The sequence below is a fragment of the Nocardia sp. NPDC049935 genome (assembly GCF_055586645.1).
On record NZ_JBVJHV010000001.1, the window covers coordinates 488724 to 504636 of the forward strand.

General features: G+C 69.5%; 17 protein-coding genes. 7 read left to right on the top strand and 10 right to left on the bottom strand.

Annotation, left to right across the window (positions count from 1 at the left end):
• Positions 1–23: 23 nt before the first annotated feature.
• Positions 24–410: an ArsR/SmtB family transcription factor gene (locus tag ACZ6SF_RS02320; RefSeq protein WP_466060006.1), complete on the bottom strand. Its 387-nt coding sequence runs from the start codon at positions 408–410 to the stop codon at positions 24–26.
• Positions 407–1666: an MFS transporter gene (locus tag ACZ6SF_RS02325; RefSeq protein ID WP_466060008.1), complete on the bottom strand. Its 1260-nt coding sequence runs from the start codon at positions 1664–1666 to the stop codon at positions 407–409. The genes ACZ6SF_RS02320 and ACZ6SF_RS02325 overlap by 4 nt, the downstream gene beginning before the upstream one ends.
• 173 nt (positions 1667–1839) lie before the next feature.
• On the opposite strand from ACZ6SF_RS02325, the gene ACZ6SF_RS02330 reads away from it, so the two are divergent.
• Positions 1840–2277 carry a DoxX family protein gene (locus tag ACZ6SF_RS02330; RefSeq protein ID WP_466060010.1) on the top strand — a complete coding sequence of 146 codons (438 nt, stop codon included), beginning with the start codon at positions 1840–1842 and terminating at the stop codon, positions 2275–2277.
• Positions 2278–2622: 345 nt separating this feature from the next.
• Positions 2623–3066 (top strand): hypothetical protein, encoded by a 444-nt coding sequence (locus tag ACZ6SF_RS02335; protein ID WP_466060012.1) that lies wholly within the window; start codon positions 2623–2625, stop codon positions 3064–3066.
• Between the two features lie 57 nt (positions 3067–3123).
• On the opposite strand, the gene ACZ6SF_RS02340 is transcribed toward ACZ6SF_RS02335, so the two are convergent.
• The 3 genes from ACZ6SF_RS02340 to ACZ6SF_RS02350 form a co-directional block, all read right to left on the bottom strand.
• Positions 3124–3726 carry a hypothetical protein gene (locus ACZ6SF_RS02340; protein ID WP_466060014.1) on the bottom strand — a complete coding sequence of 201 codons (603 nt, stop codon included), beginning with the start codon at positions 3724–3726 and terminating at the stop codon, positions 3124–3126.
• Positions 3727–3801: 75 nt separating this feature from the next.
• A complete protein-coding gene (locus ACZ6SF_RS02345) occupies positions 3802–4452 on the bottom strand; it encodes a TetR/AcrR family transcriptional regulator (RefSeq protein ID WP_466060016.1) in 651 nt (216 codons plus the stop codon).
• Positions 4453–4529: 77 nt separating this feature from the next.
• Positions 4530–5063 carry a DUF402 domain-containing protein gene (locus ACZ6SF_RS02350; RefSeq protein ID WP_466060018.1) on the bottom strand — a complete coding sequence of 178 codons (534 nt, stop codon included), beginning with the start codon at positions 5061–5063 and terminating at the stop codon, positions 4530–4532.
• 166 nt (positions 5064–5229) lie between these two features.
• Here ACZ6SF_RS02350 and ACZ6SF_RS02355 point away from each other — a divergent pair, with 166 nt between their 5' ends.
• From ACZ6SF_RS02355 to ACZ6SF_RS02365, 3 genes are all read left to right on the top strand, one after another.
• The gene (locus tag ACZ6SF_RS02355) at positions 5230–6435 is read left to right on the top strand and encodes a molybdopterin-binding protein (RefSeq protein ID WP_466060020.1); all 1206 of its coding nucleotides are present in this window, start codon (positions 5230–5232) and stop codon (positions 6433–6435) included.
• A gap of 223 nt (positions 6436–6658) precedes the next feature.
• A complete protein-coding gene (locus tag ACZ6SF_RS02360) occupies positions 6659–8116 on the top strand; it encodes an aldehyde dehydrogenase family protein (RefSeq protein ID WP_466060022.1) in 1458 nt (485 codons plus the stop codon).
• 76 nt (positions 8117–8192) lie between these two features.
• Entirely contained in the window at positions 8193–8537 is a 345-nt protein-coding gene (locus ACZ6SF_RS02365) for a hypothetical protein (RefSeq protein ID WP_466060024.1), read from the top strand.
• 36 nt (positions 8538–8573) lie between these two features.
• On the opposite strand, the gene ACZ6SF_RS02370 is transcribed toward ACZ6SF_RS02365, so the two are convergent.
• The 4 genes from ACZ6SF_RS02370 to ACZ6SF_RS02385 form a co-directional block, all read right to left on the bottom strand.
• Complete coding sequence (locus ACZ6SF_RS02370; RefSeq protein ID WP_466061313.1) at positions 8574–9305, bottom strand: cation efflux transmembrane domain-containing protein; 732 nt, start codon at positions 9303–9305, stop codon at positions 8574–8576.
• On the bottom strand, positions 9305–9634 hold the full coding sequence (locus ACZ6SF_RS02375; RefSeq protein ID WP_466060026.1) for an ArsR/SmtB family transcription factor: 330 nt from the start codon (positions 9632–9634) through the stop codon (positions 9305–9307). The genes ACZ6SF_RS02370 and ACZ6SF_RS02375 overlap by 1 nt, the downstream gene beginning before the upstream one ends.
• A gap of 155 nt (positions 9635–9789) precedes the next feature.
• Entirely contained in the window at positions 9790–11118 is a 1329-nt protein-coding gene (gene hisD, locus ACZ6SF_RS02380) for a histidinol dehydrogenase (RefSeq protein ID WP_466060028.1), read from the bottom strand.
• 92 nt (positions 11119–11210) lie between these two features.
• Entirely contained in the window at positions 11211–11789 is a 579-nt protein-coding gene (locus tag ACZ6SF_RS02385; protein WP_466060030.1) for a pyridoxamine 5'-phosphate oxidase family protein, read from the bottom strand.
• 215 nt (positions 11790–12004) lie between these two features.
• Here ACZ6SF_RS02385 and ACZ6SF_RS02390 point away from each other — a divergent pair, with 215 nt between their 5' ends.
• Complete coding sequence (locus ACZ6SF_RS02390) at positions 12005–12412, top strand: YciI family protein (protein WP_466060032.1); 408 nt, start codon at positions 12005–12007, stop codon at positions 12410–12412.
• Positions 12409–13554, top strand: coding sequence for an RNA polymerase sigma factor (locus tag ACZ6SF_RS02395; RefSeq protein ID WP_466060034.1), 1146 nt, complete (start codon positions 12409–12411; stop codon positions 13552–13554). The genes ACZ6SF_RS02390 and ACZ6SF_RS02395 overlap by 4 nt, the downstream gene beginning before the upstream one ends.
• A gap of 42 nt (positions 13555–13596) precedes the next feature.
• On the opposite strand, the gene ACZ6SF_RS02400 is transcribed toward ACZ6SF_RS02395, so the two are convergent.
• Positions 13597–15858, bottom strand: coding sequence for a glycoside hydrolase family 3 C-terminal domain-containing protein (locus tag ACZ6SF_RS02400; RefSeq protein WP_466061314.1), 2262 nt, complete (start codon positions 15856–15858; stop codon positions 13597–13599).
• Positions 15859–15913 lie beyond the last annotated feature (55 nt).

Sequence of the window (15913 nt, forward strand, 5' to 3'; positions counted from 1 at the left end):
TGACCGGGCCCGGTTGCTCGGCGCTATTCGTGTGGGGGTTCGCCGGTGATGATGTGGTCGGCGTGGTTGAGTCCTTCGCGGAGCAGCCGGGTGAGGTGCCCGCCGGGGAGGCGGTAGATGACGCGGCGGCCTTCTCTGCGGGTGTCGACCAGGCCGGTGAAACGGAGTTTGGCCAGGTGCTGGCTGACGGCGGTGCGGGAGGCGCCGCAGGCCTCGACGAGGGCGGTGACATCGGCTTCGCCGTGGGTGAGGAGCCAGAGTATGTGCAGCCGGGTGGGATCGGACAGCATCGCGAATACGCTGGTGGCCGCTTCGAGATGGGCGGGGTCCGGAGCGATCGGATGGATGAGGCTGGGCGCGGTGGTGGTGTGTTCGTCCGCGTGTTCGGCCATCGTCGTCACCGCTTTCATCCGGCCGCCACCAATTCGGGCGCGACCGGCGTCGAGGCAGGCCAGAGGCGAGCGGCGGTGATAGCTGCGAGTGTAGCGATCGCGGTCAGAATCGCCGCCGCGGTCGTAGGGCCGGCGTGCGTGCCGATCCATCCGGCGATCGGATAGGTGAGCAGGAAGCAGCCGTGGGAGAGGGAGAACTGCGCGGTGAACACCGTCGGCCGCTCGTGTTCACGGGTTCGGTAGCGCAGCAGCCGGGCGGTGGGGGTGTTGATCATCGACGTCGCGGCGCCGAGGGCGAACCAGGCCGCGGTGATGACCGCCCAGCCGATCGCCGGGCCGGCGGCCGGGAGCGCGGTGGTTGTGGCGAGGGCGGCGGGAACGACCCAGGCGCCGGTCATCATCACCGTACGGTCCGGCAGGCCGGTGAGAATCCGCGGCAGCGCCAGTGCCGTCGATATCGAACCGGCGCCGAAAACCGCCAGGACGATCGCCACGCCGGAGTTCGAGCCGCCCAGGATGTCCCGGACGTAGACGACACTGTCGACCAGCACGAGTGCGGTTCCGGCCGCGACGACCAGATGCAACGCCGGCAGCCCGCGTAACACCGGCCGCGACCCCAGGATGCGGACCCCGGAGAGGATCCGGGCGGTCCACGGCGTGGAGTCCGCCGCGGCCGGTGGGACCGGGAGCGGGGTGGTCGCGACGAGCAGCGCCGAGGCCAGGAACCCGGCCGTGGTGCCGGCGAACAGCCAGTGGTATCCCAGCACGGTCAGCGCCGCGGCGGCCAGCAGTGGTGAGAGCACCGCTTCCAGGTCGTAGGCCAGTCGTGACAGCGACAGTGCGCGGGTGTAATCGCGCTCGTCCGGCAGCACCGACGGGATTACCGCTTGGAACGCGGGCGTGAATGTCGCCGAGGCGGCCTGCAGGACGAAGATCAGGATGTAGATCTGCCAGATCTGATCCACCAGTGGCAGTCCCACCGCGATCGTGGCGCGGAGGAGATCCGCGCCGACCAGCACGGCCCGCCTCGGTAGACGTCCGGTGATCGCGGCGGCGACCGGCGCCACCGCGACGTAGGCGACCATCTTGACGGCCAGAGCCGTGCCCAGTACCGCGCCGGCGTCCGCTCCGGCCAGGTCGTATGCCAGTAATCCCAGTGCGACGGTCAGCAATCCGGTGCCGGTCAAGGCCACCACCTGGGCGCCGAACAGTCTGCGGAACACCGGATGAACCACTACGTCCAGCACGATCACACGTCCTTCGAGCGAGTTCACGAACACGATCAGGGTAGTCTATATGTGCGCAATTGAGCACATATAGACTTATTGCGCGGAGTTCCCAGGAGGTCCGGGAAAGTTTCGCGGCCGGCGATTAGTACTCCGGTGCTGCGCCGTCTTATCGGTTGAACGCGCTACCAACCCGGCGCGACCGACCCGAAGGACCGGATATGACCACCGCCAACCCCACCGCCGGCTACTCCGACACCACCGCCTACCGTCCCGGTAAGGCCCGTAACCGTGTCCTGTGGACCCTGCAGATCCTGCTGGGCCTGTTCTTCCTCATCGCTTCGGGCGGGCCGAAGCTCGTGATGCCGAACTCGCTGACCGAGAACGCTCCAGAGAATCTGACGATCCCGTTCGGGTTGCTGATCTTCATCGGGATCGTGGAGGTCGCGGGCGGTATCGCGCTGATGGTGCCGCGCCTGAGTGCCCTGGCCGCCGCGGGGCTGTCGGTGCTCACGGTGCTGGCCGCGGGGACGCAGGCTTTCCTGGCCGGTGAGCCGGCGATGGCGATCTTCCCGCTGGTGCTGGCGGTGATCTTCGCCTGGATCGCCTACGAGCGGCGTGCCACGGTCACCGATCTGCGTACCTCGCTGTCGCGGTGACGATTCGCTGAGTACGGGCGGCGGCCGGTGGGTTATCCCACCGGTCGCCGGTCGTGCGTTCCCGGATCGGTTGCCTGTCGGGTTGGCGGCAACCGATCACGCGGCCATCCGGTCCGTCGCGCGCGGCGCCGGGTGGCCGTTTTCGCGGCCGAACGGCCGGGGGGTGTCGCGGGAGCGTTCCGGTGCGGTATCGCGCTGCCGTGTGTCGATGAACACTCCCTCTTCGGTGCGGACTCGGCAGGAGATCGCGTGTATCGTGTGGACAGCTGTCCATACACCTGTTTGGATTCGAGGTCTCGATATGCCGCACATCGCCCCGCAAGCGGAAACCGGGACGCAGGGCTGATGCCCGAGCCGCCATCGCAGGCCGTCGAGACGGGCCTCATCGATCGGCTCCTGGCCGCCGCGGCGGTCGTCGCGACGCGTCACGGTCTCGCGGGCCTGACCCTCCCGGCCACCGCGACCGAGGCACGGCTGCCGCTGGCGACGGCGACGGTCTGTTTCGCCTCCACGGAGCATCTGGTCGCCGAACTGTTCTGCCGCAAACTCGCGGCCACGCCGTCATCCGATCTCGAATACGGCCATATCGTCGGCCTTCGAGGCGCTATCGACGACGAGGTCCGTCGCCGCGTACATGCCGCCGTCGGACCGGAGAGCGGTGCGGATATCACAGAAGTGCTCGAGGTGATCTACGCCGGTTCGCTCCTCGACGCGGCCCTGGGCGCCGCGGGACGCCCGGGAGCCGGCGGTTCGGCGCACGATATCGTCCGTCGCATTCTCACCCGTTGATCACGAATCCCTGTGCCGGGACAGGGTTTCCGGGCCGTGTGGTGCGGCGGGCGGAGCTCAGGAAGCGGGGCCGAGATCGGCGACCACCGGCGGCCACCAGGCGGCGCCGCTGCGGAAACTCTCGACAGAGCCGACATCCGAAGCGGCGGTGCGGGTTCCGGCGGCGGTCAGCGCCTGTGCCTTGAACGCGCGCGCCGCGGCGCTGAGCCGGTGCACCACCGGGTCCACCCGGTAGCCCGGCGCCTGCGGCCAGCCCTCGCCCCACCCCACGACCTGCAGTCCGCCGTCGTCCAGTGCCGCGTGCAAACCCTTGCTCATCCGCGCGTCCCGTTCCAGGACGCCGGTGGCGACAGCGAGGGTATGGGGTTGCCGGTTCGATCCGCCGGAATCGAGTACGTCGCGCAGATCCAGCATCCGTGCGCCGAGGATGCGCAGCGGCCTGTCGTCGGAGGGATCGGCGACCAGCACCGCCACATCCCAACCCGCGACCGCCCGGTCGAACAACCATCCGCCCGCGTGCTCCACGACATCGCCGATACTGCGCGCGACGATATCGAGCCGGTAGCGTTCGTCGCCCCATTCGAACCGCAGGCGCGAGGTGGCCAGTTTGTGCACGGGCCGAACGTCTCGATCAGCGGAATCGAACGGTCGAGTGTCCATGAGAACTCCAATCGGTGACGGCCGCGGCGGGCCGCGAAGATATTGCCGCGGCAGGCCGCGAGGGCTGTGCCGCGGTCATCGGGTGTCCGGCGCCAGGTAGAGGCCGGTGATCGCATCCACCAGCCGGGCGGCCGTCCGGTCCCAGCTCGCGAGCGGATCCGTTTGCTCGGCGGCCAGCGCCCGCTCGTGTTCGGCACAGCTGTGCACGATCAGCAGGCTCGCCATCAGATTTCGTTCCCGCCGCACGTCGGCCGGGAGGTGATCCGTGCAGCGGTGTACTCCCGCGATCACCGATTGCAGGGCGCGCGAGGACAGTGATTCGTCGGTGAGCAGGTGCCGGTAGGCGGGATCGGGCATCAACTGGGCGATGAAACGCGCGTACCAGCTCGGGCGCCCCAGTGCGCCGAGGTGCTCGGTCACCGGCCGGACCAGGCATTCCACCCAATCGCGCACCTCGGGAGAAGCTCCGACCCGGGCCACCCGCTCCCGGCACAGCACTTCGGTATGCGCCTGATGCTTGCGCACGATCGCCAGGACCAGCTCGGATTTGGCGCCGAAGTGATAACCCACCGCGGCATTGTTCCCCTGCCCCGCGGACTCGCTCACCTGGCGATTCGACACCGCGTTCACACCGCGCTCGGCGAAGAGGCGCTCGGCCGCGGCCAGGATCGCCTCGCGGGTGGCGTTGACCCGCACCGCTCGGGCGGACGTGTTCTCGGCGGTCATCGTTGCTCCTCGGTGCCCTGTCCCGACAGCAAACACCCCGGCTCTTTTGAAGTCAAGCGACTGACTTAAAAGCCGCGTCAGGCTCCCGGCCGCCAGCCCCGCCACCGCGGAATCCACCAGCAGTCACCGCGGTCCAGTGCGGAAGCGACGCGCTCCGCCGCACGCCACACCGAATCGGCCTGCGCGGTGGTGAGCCGGCCTTCGGACACCTGCTTCGCGACGTCCGCGCGGTCCTTCCACTCCCATTTCCCGTTCCGGATCACGATGTCGAGGCCGTGATCATCGGTGTCGAAACCGTCCGCGCCGCGGCGGTAGGGCATTTCGAAGTTGATGTACCAGCGGTCGAACCGGCCGTGAACGAAGAACGCCCACACCGAATAGGCGTCGCCGGCCCGGTACAGCTGCAACACACCGGAGCCGATCCATCGACTCTGCCCCGACCACGGATGGGCGCCGAAGGGATGCGGCGGAAAAGTGAACGGTGTGCCTTCTTCGATCCAGACTGCGAGGACATCGTCGTCGGCGATCACTCGCACCGGCATCGTCATCCAGACATCTCCGTGCAGTACTTCACGTCGCTGCACCGTGGATCCGACCACGAACCTGGGCATGGGATCACGGTAGCTCCCGGCCGTGCCGCGTAGGCCCGACTGCACCGTCGCGGCCGCGCTCGGGTGAGCGGTTGGTGACTGCCGCGACATTGCGGAGAGCATCGCCCGTCATATCCGCCCATGAGGATCGGAGGGTTCGATTCGTCCGCGATTCAGGGAGGCATCGGTGTCCGGTGCGGTGACGCAGGCGGTATCGGCTGCCCCGGTGACGGTGGCGCGGATACCGGAGATTCTGACGGCGGGAATCGAGCCGCTGGGGGTGTGTTCGCGGGCCGCCGGGGCAGCGGTGGAGGCGACGCTGGCCGTGGATCTGGTCGCGTCCGTGGCGTTGCCGCGGGTGGATACCGCCGCGATGGACGGTTACGCGGTCGCGGGCGAGGGTCCGTGGGTGTTGCGGTCGGAGGTTCTGCCGGCCGGGCGGGTGAGCGGCCGGATCCTCGTCTCGGGGGCGGCGGTACGGATCGCGACCGGGGCCCCGACTCCGCGCGGTACGACCGCGGTGCTGCGTGAGGAGAGGGTGCGGGTACAACGCACCGGTGGGCGGGCGCTGGTGGTACGGGATCCCGGCGCTGCCGTCGGAGACGACACCCGCCGGGCGGGCGAGCACTGGCGGGCCGGGCAGGTGCTGGCGCCGGCCGGGACCCGGGTATGCCCGGCGGTGGTGTCGGCGGCGGCGAGCGCGGAGGCCGGCCGTCTGCTGGTGCGGGGGCCGGTTCGCGCGGACGTGGTGCTCACCGGGGACGAGATCCGGCTCGACGGGCAACCGCTGCGGGCGGGACAGACCCGCGACAGCCTCGCGGCGGCACTGCCGCGGTACCTGGGCGGTGTCGATATCGGTTGTGAGCACGTCTGGCATGTGCGCGACAGCCCGGAACTGCTCGAAACCTGGCTGCGCGCACCGCGGGAGGTGGAAGTCGTGGTGATGATCGGGGCCACCGGTCGCGGCGCCGCCGATCATCTGCGTGCGGTGCTCACCCGGATCGGGGCGCGGGTGCTGTTCGACGGCGTCCGGATGCGCCCGGGAGGTTCGCAGCTGGTCGCGGTGCTGCCGGACGGGCGGGTGCTGTTGGCGCTGCCGGGTAATCCCCTTGCCGCGGTCGCCGCACTACTGGTCACCGGACCGGCGATCGTGGACGCGTGCACGGCCCGGTCGCCGCGGTCGCGGTGGTGGGGCCGGATCACCGGTACCGCGGTGAGCGCGGGGATCACCCGGGTGGTGCCGGTCCGGCAGCTGCCCGGCGGCGTATGGCAGAGCGCCGGCGCGGTCCAGACACCGCATCTGGCCGGGTTGATCGGTGTCGAGGCCTTGGCCCTGCTCGAGCCCGGGGGCGAGCGAAGCGGTCTGGTGGAGTTGCTGGCGCTGCCGCGCTGACGACGCCGGGACGGCCGGTGACCCGTCTATGCCGCCGAGCCCTCGGGGAATTCTCATTTCCCTCTGAGGAGAGTGCTATTCTCGCACTGTTGACCCGCATATGCGGAGAAACAGGCAACGAACATACGCGGATGCGGATCTATCGGGTGACGATTGCCGCGCTTTCGGAACCGGGCTGGATCCAGGCCGGTTCCGGGCCGCGAGAACGCGAGGAGCGAGAGCCATGTCGGTGCAGACAGTGTTGGACCAGATTCGCGAACGTCCCGGTACCGGGGAGGTGATCCCGATCATCGATCCGGTCACCGAGCAGCAGATCACCGAGTTCACCGATTGCGGCCCCGAAGCCGTCGACGCCGCGGTCGCCCGGGCCAAGGAGGCCTCCGCATCCGAGGTCTGGAAGGGCCTGGCCGGTCACCAGCGCGCCAAGGTGCTGTGGAAGGTCGCCGATCTCATCGACGAGAACGCGGGCCTGCTGGCCGAACTCGAATCGCTGAACGCCGGTATCCCCGAGGCCCAGGCGCAGATCATCGTCGGGGTGGGCTCGGAGTGGTTCCGCTACTACGCCGGCTGGTGCACCAAGATCGACGGTATCGCCCACGACGTGAACACCGGCGGGCTCACCGGCGTCGCCTCGCATATGCACGCCTACAGCATCAAAGAGCCCTACGACGTGGTCGGGCTGATATTCCCGTGGAACGGGCCGGTCTTCAATTTCTGCGCCAAACTCGCCCCCGCGCTGGCGGCCGGATGCAGCAGCGTGGTGAAACCCGCCGAGGAGACCCCGCTCTCGGCGGTGGTGCTGGACCGCATCCTCACCGAGGGCGGCGTTCCGGACGGCGTGGTCAACCTGCTCACCGGTTACGGGCACACCGCCGGCGCCGCGATCACCGCCCACCCGGACGTGGACAAGGTCGCCTTCACCGGGTCCACCGAGGTGGGCCGGGAAATCGTCAAGGCTTCGGCGGCGAGCAACCTGAACAAGGTCACCCTCGAACTCGGCGGTAAATCGCCGGTGCTGATCTTCGACGACGCCGACCTCGATATGGCTGTCACCATGGCCGGATTCGGTACCTTCATCCACTCCGGCCAGGCCTGTGTCTGCGGCTCACGGATCCTCGTCCAGCGCGGCGTCTACGAACGTGTCGTGGAAGGTATCGCCAACCTGGGCGACAACCTGAAACTCGGCGGACCGAAGGAGGCCGACAGCATGATCGGCCCGCTGATCAGCGCCAAACAGCTGAACCGGGTTCTCGGGTACATCGATCAGGGCAAGAACGACGGCGTCGAATACGTCACCGGTGGGCACCGTGTCGACCGCACCGGATATTTCGTCCAGCCCACCGTCGCCACCAATGTCGACCCCGAGACCAGCCGGCTGTTCCAGGAAGAAATCTTCGGACCGGTCGTGACCGTTCTGCCCTTCGACACCGAAGAGGAAGCCGTCGCGCTGGCGAACAACAGCACCTACGGGCTCGCCGCGACGGTCTGGACCAAGGACCTCGGCCGCGCCCACCGCCTCGCCAAGAAACTCCAGGCCGGAACCGTATCGCTGAACTGCCAGATGGTCTTCGACCATTCCGTACCCTTCGGCGGCTACAAACAGTCCGGGTGGGGCCACGAATCCGGCCGCGCCGGAATCGAAACCTACCTCCAGAACAAATACGTCTGGGCCCAGATGTAGGTCGCGTTCTCGACACCGGCCCGGCGGCCCCGGCCCATCGGTGTCGGCCGATGGGCCGCGGGCCTATCGTCGAGATATGACGACCACACCGGATCGAGACGGCTGGGTACCCGAGGCGTGCACGCTTCCGACGGCCGCGCAGCCCCTCCGGGTCGGCGAGTTCGATCGGTTCTTCGCCGACTCGGTGCGGGCCCTCCGCCGGTCCGGTCCGGCCCGGCTGGAACTCGTCGTGGCCGCCGAGGCCGAACCGGTCGCGCGGGATCTGGCCGCCCGGGAGTCGGAGTGCTGTTCGTTCTTCACCTTCGATTTCGGTTCCACCGGTGAAGGTCTGGTGATGACGGTCGGTGTGCCCGACGCCTACCTCGACGTCCTCGATGCCTTCGCCGCGCGGGTGCGGCTCGCCGTCGACAGTGCGCGGTGACCGGCGGAACTCACGGCGCGGCCGGATGCCGTTACCTCAGCGAGCCTTTCCGGCGGTGTCGCCGCAGCAGTCGCAGGAATCGTCCTCGATGGCGGCGTCGCCGGTGAACGCGGCGGGGGACGGGCAGCAGGTATCGCCTTTCCAGGCGTCGCGGCCTTCCTTCACCGCGATCGCCGCGATGATCAGGGCGGCGATCGGGTCGGCCCACGACCACCCGAAAACGCTGTTGAGCAGCAACCCGGCGAGCAGCACCGCGGAAAGGTAGGTGCACAGCAGGGTTTGCTTCGAATCGGCCACCGCGGACGCGGAGCCGAGTTCGCGGCCCGCGCGGCGCTGCGCGGCCGAGAGTACCGGCATGATCACCAGACTCGCCGCGGCCAAGGCGATCCCGACGGTGGAATGCCGGGCCGCGCCGAGCCCTGCCAGGGCCCGGACCGAATCCACGCTGACATAGAGGGCCAGGGCGAAGAACGAGAACGCGATGATACGCAGCGCGATCTTCTCCCGTGCCGCCGGATTCCGGCCGGCGAACTGCCACGCGACCGCCGCGGCCGAGGACACCTCGATCACCGAATCGAGACCGAACCCGATCAGCGCGGTCGAGGACACCCGCGCGCCTTCGGCGAGCGCGATGATCGCCTCGAGCACGTTGTAGGTGATTGTCGCCGCGACGAACCAGCGGATCCGCCGGGTCAGCACTGCTTTTCGCGCCGGATCCGGATCGGCTGTCACCGTGGACGGAAACGAGGGCATACCGAACGAGGCCATCAGCAGCAGCCCTCGGTCTCGGACTCCGGGCAGCACGCCGGGTCCACCGCCAGTACCAGGCCCAGCAGGTCGCCCAGCGCCGCGGCGATGCGGGTATCGGCGAGTTCGTACCGGCTGCGCCGGCCTTCGGCCACCGCGACCACCAGACCGCAGCCGCGCAGGCAGGCGAGGTGGTTGGACAGGATCTGGCGGCTCACCCCGATCTGTTCGGCCAGATCCGAGGGATACCCGGGCTGTTGCCGCAGGCTCAGCAGGATCCGGGTACGGGTCGGATCCGACAGGGCGTGCCCGAAACGGGCGAGGGCATCGGTGTGGACAGCGGTCTCCATCCACAGAACGGTACATCAGAATCTGTATTCAGAAAATGATGAACCTTCAAGGCGTGCGTGGCCCGCACCGGACCACGGCAGCCCTGACGGGCGCGCACCCCCTCACCTGTGCAGGGGAGGGGGTGCGCAGCGGGGCTCGTCGGCCGGAGGCCGGGTCAGGCCTCGTCGTTCCGGTAGGCGTCGAGCCGGATGGTGGCGGTCGCTTCGTGGGCGGCCATACCTTCGTATCGGGAGATGGTCTCGACCGCGCCGGCGGCTTCGGGCGTGGCCGACTTCTCGACCCGCTGATAGGTCAGCGGTTTGAGGAAGCGTGACACCGACAGTCCCGCACTGTGTTTGGCGCCGCCGGCGGTGGGCAGCACATGGTTGGTGCCGGCCATACCCTTGTCGGAATAGGCGACCGTGCTCCAGCGGCCCAGGAAGATCGAGCCGTAGTTGTGCAGGGCGTTGTGGTAGTACTCGTCGTCGGCGGTCTGGATCTCGAGGTGTTCGGGGGCCAGATCGTCCATCAGGGCGACGGCGGTCGCGGGGTCCTCGGCCCAGGTGACCGAACCGTAGTCGCGCCAGGCGGGGCCGGCGATATCCCGGGTCTTCAGGGTCTCGAGCTGTGCGTCGGCCGCGGCGATGACGGCTTCACCCAGCTGTCGTGAGGTGGTGACCAGGGCGGCGGGGGATTCGGTGCCGTGCTCGGCCTGGCCGAGGAGATCGGCGGCGACGACGGCCGGGTCGGCGGTCTCGTCGGCGATCACCGCGACCTCCGAGGGGCCCGCGAGCAGATCGATCGCGACCTTCCCGAACAGCTGCCGTTTGGCTTCGGCCACATAGGCGTTGCCGGCGCCGACGAGCATATCCACCTCGGGTTCGCCGAGCAGGCCGAACGCCATCGCGGCCAGCGCCTGCACACCGCCGAGTACGTACACCCGGTCGGCGCCGGAGAGATGGCAGGAGTAGAGGACCGCGGGGTCGGCGGTGCCGTCGCGGCGCGGGGGAGTGCAGGCGAGCACGGTCGGCACCCCGGCGACCTTGGCGACCCCCACGGTCATGAATGCCCCGGCCAGCAGCGGGAACCGCCCGGCGGGGACGTAGGCGCCGACCCGGGTGATCGGTACGTAACGCACACCGGTGACCAGGCCCGGCGCCAGCTGGGTTTCGAAATCGACGAGATGCGAACGGGTTTCGCGCGCGAAGGCGCTGGTGCGCTCGTGGCCGAGTTCGAGGGCCGCGCGCAGCTCGGGCGATAGCGAATCCCCGGCTCGAGCTAGGTCGGCGGCGCCGAGTTCGACCTGAGCGGATTCGAAACCGTCGAGTGCGCGGGCATAGGACAGCACCGCGTCGAACCCGCCCTTCTCGATCGCCGACAGCATCTCGGAGACGGTTTCGATGACCTTCGGGTCGCGCTGGGCGGCCGGGCGGTCGAGGCCGGGGCGCTTGAGGATCTGGAAGGAGCCGTCGAGTTCGGCGAGGCGGGCGGGGGTGAACTTCATGGTCTCGACGCTATGGTCCGGATGGGCAATGGACAACCCGTTGAGATCCTGCCCAAGGCGCAGGGAAACCCTGTGTAGGTTGCCGGTGCGCGTTATTGTCCGACCGAGCCGGGCAGGGGGTGCCCCGGGTCGAGGGCGGGCAGGCCGTCGATGCTGTGCCCGTTGTCGCCGGCGATCCGCTGCGCGTACTTCTCCGCGGGCACCCGGGCGTGATGGGTGTCGAGGACCGGGCGTTCGCCGACGAGCTCGTAGTAGGGAACCGAGTATCCGCACGAATCCGCGATGCGGTCGACCTCGACCACGATCGCCATCCGGACACCGGGGTGTTCGGTGCCGAAATGCTGCCGCAGGCGGTCGAACTCCGATTCGTCGGGCCGGACGGCGCGACCGGTGCCGAACAGGCGCAGGATCCGCGAATTCCGCGTGAACGAGCAGAACATGATGGTGATGCGGCCGTTGTCGCGCAGATGCGCGATGGTTTCGACGCCGCTGCCGAACAGGTCGAGGTAGGCGACGGTGTGATCGTCGAGGACGGCGAAGGTATCGCGATAGCCCTTCGGTGACAGGTTCACATGGCCGCCCTCCGACGGCGCGGTGGCGACGAAGAACATCGCCTGCTTCCCGATGAAATCGCGCAACGACTCGTCGAGCTGCGGAAACACCTTCGCCACAGGACACCTCTTCCCTGGTCGGCCCGATAGGGATCCGGTATCGAACCTAGCCCGCACACCGCGCCGGGGCATCGAGAAAATCGCCACAGCGCGGCCCGGCCGGCGCTGGAAAATAATCTCGAATTCGGCATGCTGTGGATGTCGAGAACCGGGTGCGGGCTCCGTCCCAGGGATGAGAGCGGCCGGGAGGGCCGCGACGACGAAGGAGAATCGCCATGAAATACCTGATGCTCAAGCATTACCGCGGTGGCCCCACCCCCGTCGGCGATTTCGTGCCGATGGATCGCTGGACGCCGGCGGAGGTCGACGCCCATGTGCAGTACATGCGGGACTTCGCGGACAAACTGAAGGAGAACGGTGAGTTCGTGGACGAGCGGGCGCTGGCGCCGGAGGGCACCTTCGTGCGGGGCGACGGCGCCGGGCGCCCGCCGGTGACCGACGGGCCGTTCGCCGAGACCAAGGATCTCATCGCGGGGTGGATGGTGATCGACGTGGAGTCCTGGGATCGGGCCCTCGAACTGGCGGCGGAGTTGTCCGCCGCGCCCGGGTACCGCGGCGAACCGATCTATGAATGGCTCGAGGTCCGGCCGCTGCTCTCCGAGACGCTCTCGGCGGAAGAGTGAACGACGCACTGCTGCGGGAGCTGGTGCCCGCGGTGCTGGCGGTTCTCGTCCGGCGCGGAGCGGACTTCGCGTCGGCCGAGGACGCCGTCCAGGAAGCGCTGATCCGGGCGCTGGAAACCTGGCCGCAGGATCCGCCGCGGGATCCGTTGGGCTGGCTGGTGACGGCGGCCTGGCGCCGGTTCCTGGACGCCGCCCGCGCCGAGACCTCCCGGCGCGGGCGGGAGGTCTCGGTCGAGGTGGAGCCGCCGCCCGGCCCGGTGCCCGCCACCGACGACACGCTGTGGCTCTACTTCCTGTGCGCGCATCCGTCCCTCGCTCCGGCGTCGGCCGTCGCGCTGACCCTGAGGGCGGTCGGCGGGCTGACCACCCGGCAGATCGCCACGGCCTACCTGGTTCCCGAAGCGACCATGGCACAGCGGATCAGCCGGGCCAAACGGCGGCTCGCGGGTCTGCCGCTGGACCGGCCGGGTGATCCGGCGACCGTGCTCCGCGTGCTCTACCTGGTGTTCAACGAGGGCTACAGCGGAGACGTGGACCTGGCGGCCGAGGCGATCCGGCTCACGCGCCACCTCGCCGCCGCCACCGATGACCCCGAGGTCGCGGGACTGCTCGCGCTCATGCTGCTGCATCACGCCCGCCGGGCCTCACGCACCGGTCCCGGCGGGCGGCTGATACCGCTGGGCGCGCAGGACCGCACCCGCTGGGATACCGCGCTGATCGCCGAGGGGGTGACGATCCTGCAGACCGCCCTGGCCCGGGACCGGCTCGGTGAATACCAGGCGCAGGCCGCCATCGCGGCCCTGCACGCCGATGCCCCGGCCGCCGCGGAAACCGATTGGGTGCAGATCGTCGAGTGGTACGACGAACTGCTGGAACTGACCGGCAGTCCCGTGGTGCGGCTGAACCGGGCCGTGGCGGTGGGCGAGGCGGACGGACCGCGGGCGGGGCTCGCGGCGCTGACCGAAGTGGATTCCGGCCTGCCCCGGTACCCGGCGGTCCGGGCCTATCTGCTGGAGCGCGCCGGCGATCTCGGCGCGGCCGCGGAGTCGTATGCCGAAGCCGCCCGGGCCGCGACGAGTGTGCCCGAACGCGATCACCTCATGCGCGAGGCGGCGCGCGTCGGGCAGTTGTCGCGGCCGTGACCCGGGCACAGCCGGCCCTCGTCCCGCGGTATCCGGCAGCGGTTACGACGGGTGGCCCGGTTCTTCGGTGTCCGCGGCGGCCAGCAGTTTCCGGAGATCCTCGTCGGCCATACCGAAACCGGCCAGCCGGTCGAGCGGAATGGAGCCGATCATCCGCATCATATCGACGCCCAGCGCCTCGCCGTCACCCATCCGGCCGGCCATTTCGCCGAACAACTCCGCCAGCGCGGCAGCGGTTTTCGGGTCCGCGAGTGCTTCGCCGAGCGTGGATCGCGCGGTGATCGGGATCCGGAATTCGTCGCCGGTCACCGTGACGGTTCCGGAGCCGCGCAGGTCGCGGCTCGAGGCGCCGATGTGGACCCGGTAGTCACCGCCTTCGACGATCCACCGGTCGGCGCGGGTCTCCCAGTAGGCGAGATCCTCGCGCGCGATATCGATGGTGACCCACTCACCGGTCCCGGGTGCCAGCTCACCGGTGGCGGCGAAACCCTTGAGCTCCAGCGGCGGGCGGATCACCGGCGAACCGGGCATCGAGGTGTAGACCTGCACGATCTCGCGACCACCGCGGGCGCCGGTATTGGTGACCCGAACCCGCACCCGGATACCGGAATCGTCCGTGGTGAGTTCCGGATCGGAGTAGTCGAAGGTGGTGTAGGACAGCCCGTGCCCGAACGGATAGCACACGTCCATCTCGCGGGCGTCGTACCAGCGGTAACCGATATGGATGCCTTCGCCGTAGCGGATATGGGAGTTCTCGCCGGGGAAGTCCGGGTACGCGGGCACGTCCTGCAGCCGGACCGGCACCGTCTCGCCCAGCCGGCCCGAGGGGTTCACGACCCCGAACAGCACATCGGCGATCGCGCCGCCACCGGCCTGACCCATCAGGGCGGCGTCGAGGACGGCCGGCGCGAGGCCGGCGACCGGAGCGAGCCGCAGCACCCCGCCGTGCGCGAGGACCACCACCGTGCGCGGCTGTGCCCGCACGATATCGGCGAGCAGGACGAGCTGGTCGGCGGGCAACTCGATATCGTCGCGGTCGAAACCCTCCGATTCCTGCGACGGAGCCAAGCCCAGGAACACCACCGCGGTGTCGGCGCCCGCCGCGGCTTCCGCGGCTTCCGATCGCAGCGCGTCCGGGTCGCCGGAGCCGTCGGTGGTGAACCCACGGGCGAACGTGACAGTCTCCTCGCCCGCGAGGGCACGGATCTCCGCCAGCGGGATATCGAGCGAGGTCGGGTTCACATGCGAGCTGCCGCCGCCCTGGTATCGCGGCGACTCGGCGAATTCACCGATGACGGCCACTCGGCGCCCGGGGGTCAGCGGCAGCACATCGCCGGAGTTGCGGAGCAGGACGACACAGCGGCCCGCCACCTCACGGGCGAGTGCATGGTGTTCGGCCGGATCCGGCGGCGGCCCGGCCCGCTTCCGCCCGGCCACCGCTTTGGCGGCGAGCGCGGCCATCCCGGCGGCGGCGCGGTCGACAGCGGACTCGGCGAGGGCGCCGGCCTCGAGCGCCGCGGCCACCTGCGCGTCGCCGCGGCCCGAATCGCCCGGCATCTGCAGATCCAGTCCGGCGGCCACGGAGGCGACGCGATCGGCGACCGCGCCCCAGTCGCTGACCACCACCCCGTCGAAACCCCACTCGTCGCGCAACACCTCGGTGAGCAGCCAGTGGTTCGCCGCGGCGGGCACGCCGTTGATCCGGTTGTAGGAGCACATCACCGTCCACGGCCGGGCGGTGCGCACGATATGGGAGAAGGCGCGCAGGTAGATCTCGCGCAGCGGCCGCGGATCGATATCGGAGCTGGATCGCATCCGGTCGTGCTCGCAGTTGTTGGCCGCGAAGTGTTTCAGCGATGCCCCCACGCCGGTGCTCTGCAGACCCTCGACCCAGGCGGCGCCCAGCCGGCCGGTGTGCACGGGGTCCTCCGAGTAGTACTCGAAGGACCGGCCGCCGCGCGGATCGCGTTTGATGTTGATACCCGGCCCGAGCAGGACATCGACGCCGAGCGCCCGGGCTTCGCGTCCGAGCGCCACGCCCACCCGGCGCACCAGATCGGGGTCCCAGCACTGTCCCAGCCCGACCGCGGGCGGGAAACAGGTCGCGGGTTCGCTCCCGGAGAGTCCGAGATGGTCGGTGGCGCCGGTCTGTCTGCGGACGCCGTGCGGGCCGTCGGTCATGGTCAGGGCGGGCACCGTCCCGACCGCCTTGGTGGTCCAGAAATCCGCGCCGCTTCCGAGGGCGATCCGCTCGGTTCGGCTCCCCTCGGCCTGTCCTGCCGGTACCGGTCCCGGGTTGTCCATATCGTCTCCCTGTCCGCTGGTCACATCGTTGTGCGAGACGCCGCCTGCCAAAACC

Coding starts and splice junctions, on each gene's coding strand:
- ACZ6SF_RS02400 (WP_466061314.1), bottom strand. CDS start 15,858: ATGGACAACCCGGGACCGGTACCGGCAGGACAGGCCGAGGGGAGCCGA.
- ACZ6SF_RS02335 (WP_466060012.1), top strand. CDS start 2,623: ATGCCCGAGCCGCCATCGCAGGCCGTCGAGACGGGCCTCATCGATCGG.
- ACZ6SF_RS02345 (WP_466060016.1), bottom strand. CDS start 4,452: ATGACCGCCGAGAACACGTCCGCCCGAGCGGTGCGGGTCAACGCCACC.
- hisD (WP_466060028.1), bottom strand. CDS start 11,118: ATGAAGTTCACCCCCGCCCGCCTCGCCGAACTCGACGGCTCCTTCCAG.
- ACZ6SF_RS02360 (WP_466060022.1), top strand. CDS start 6,659: ATGTCGGTGCAGACAGTGTTGGACCAGATTCGCGAACGTCCCGGTACC.
- ACZ6SF_RS02390 (WP_466060032.1), top strand. CDS start 12,005: ATGAAATACCTGATGCTCAAGCATTACCGCGGTGGCCCCACCCCCGTC.
- ACZ6SF_RS02340 (WP_466060014.1), bottom strand. CDS start 3,726: ATGGACACTCGACCGTTCGATTCCGCTGATCGAGACGTTCGGCCCGTG.
- ACZ6SF_RS02320 (WP_466060006.1), bottom strand. CDS start 410: ATGAAAGCGGTGACGACGATGGCCGAACACGCGGACGAACACACCACC.
- ACZ6SF_RS02370 (WP_466061313.1), bottom strand. CDS start 9,305: ATGGCCTCGTTCGGTATGCCCTCGTTTCCGTCCACGGTGACAGCCGAT.
- ACZ6SF_RS02330 (WP_466060010.1), top strand. CDS start 1,840: ATGACCACCGCCAACCCCACCGCCGGCTACTCCGACACCACCGCCTAC.
- ACZ6SF_RS02350 (WP_466060018.1), bottom strand. CDS start 5,063: ATGCCCAGGTTCGTGGTCGGATCCACGGTGCAGCGACGTGAAGTACTG.
- ACZ6SF_RS02375 (WP_466060026.1), bottom strand. CDS start 9,634: ATGGAGACCGCTGTCCACACCGATGCCCTCGCCCGTTTCGGGCACGCC.
- ACZ6SF_RS02365 (WP_466060024.1), top strand. CDS start 8,193: ATGACGACCACACCGGATCGAGACGGCTGGGTACCCGAGGCGTGCACG.